The sequence below is a fragment of the Pedobacter sp. 01N416 genome, from assembly GCF_056399685.1.
Map to the genome: position 1 here is coordinate 1 of NZ_JBFTRT010000810.1, position 1,683 is coordinate 1,683.

Sequence of the window (1,683 nt, forward strand, 5' to 3'; positions counted from 1 at the left end):
ACCATATTTTGCAGGTAAAGAATTTGCAAAAACCCAATCATTTCCATTTAAGTAAACAAACTGCTTTTGCGGAACATAATAATAACTTTCTACGTCAGGAAGATAGTAATAATCAACATGATCATAACCTGTTGGTCCCCAAAGCGGTTGCGAGCCGATGTTAACATTCACATTTAACTGTGCTTTAGCGGGGATGCTGAACAATGAAACCATCATCACTGCAGCAACTAAAAATAATCTTTTCATATTAATTCATTTAGTGTTTATTGTTTATAGCCAAACCACGTGCCAAATTAAGTGAACAAAAAAGGAGCCTCTCTCAAAGCTCCTTTATTTACAACTAAATATTAATATTAATGGCGCTCGTTACCACGGCCTTGACCGTTATTTCTTTCAGGACGATCATTCCCGCCTTTGTTATCAGTTTTGTGTTCATTGTTGCGGGCAGACCTTGAATTTTGATTTACCCTTACAACAGTTTTCTCCCTACGTATAGGGCGATTATTGTTAATCACGACAGTTTTGTTTCCATTATAGTTCGGATGTCCTTTAACTACATAATATTTGGTATCACGACTATCTCTTATAATACCTTGGCGACCACCATAATTTTTATATTTACCATACTTGGTTACATAAATATTGTTTCTTAAATATGGTTTTGGCTCGTTGATTACCACCTTGTAGGCGCGGTATAAATCAAAGTTCCTGTATTGAGTAGGCAAGCTGTTTCCCCAAACCCAACGTCCGCCATTCGAGTAAATGTATTGTGCAGAAGGCACATTATAATAGGCGTCTATATCAGGAAAATAATAATAATCTACATGATTATATCCTGTTGGCCCCCAAACTGGCTGAGAACCAATATTGATATTTAAGCTAACCTGTGCTTTTGCATTGTTTATGCTGAATAATGAAACCATCAGAACTGCAGCAAATAAAACTAACTTTTTCATAATGTTTTTTAATTAAAGGTTTCTTTTGTGTGTTTGCTGAGATAGACAATAGCTGTACACGGTAGTTTAATTAAAGCAATTTCATTTAACATTCTTTAACTATATTTGCCTCCATAATACATTTAAAGGGATCATTTTAATATGAGTTTAGGAACATCCGAAAACAATTACGAACTCGTTTCAGGACTAGAAATCCACGTTCAGTTAAACACCAACACTAAAATATTTTCTGCTGATAGTGCATCTTTCGGGGCTTTACCCAATCAAAATATATCTACGGTTTCACTGGCATTGCCTGGAGCCTTACCGAAGTTAAATAAAGAAGTAGTAGCAAAAGCCATCCGTATCGGTCTGGCTTTAAACTGTACCATTAACCAGATCAACCATTTTGATAGGAAAAACTATTTCTACGCCGACTTGCCAAAAGGTTATCAGATTACCCAGGATAACCAACCGATCTGCGTTAATGGTTTTCTGGAGCTGCAACTGGCTAATGGCTCTATGAAGAAAATCGGAATCAATCGCATTCACCTGGAAGAAGATGCCGGAAAAAGTATCCATGATCAGGATGATAACTATTCGTTGGTTGATTTGAACCGTGCGGGGGTACCTTTAATTGAGATTGTAACCGAACCCGATATCCGCAGTTCGGAAGAAGCATCTGTTTTATTAAGCGAAATCAGGAAACTGGTGAGGCATTTAAATGTAAGCGATGGCAATATGGAAG

2 protein-coding genes and 1 pseudogene are annotated in these 1,683 nt (G+C 37.0%); 1 reads left to right on the plus strand and 2 read right to left on the minus strand.

Features of this window, described 5'->3' with window-relative positions:
- Nucleotides 1–246 (minus strand): annotated as a pseudogene (locus tag AC1DND_RS27390) (hypothetical protein); the annotation flags it as partial.
- Between the two features lie 107 nt (nucleotides 247–353).
- Complete coding sequence (locus AC1DND_RS27395) at nucleotides 354–956, minus strand: hypothetical protein (RefSeq protein WP_477585951.1); 603 nt, start codon at nucleotides 954–956, stop codon at nucleotides 354–356.
- 141 nt (nucleotides 957–1,097) lie between these two features.
- Here AC1DND_RS27395 and AC1DND_RS27400 point away from each other — a divergent pair.
- Nucleotides 1,098–1,683 (plus strand): Asp-tRNA(Asn)/Glu-tRNA(Gln) amidotransferase subunit GatB (locus AC1DND_RS27400; protein WP_477585953.1); only part of this gene is annotated, 586 nt, incomplete at its 3' end.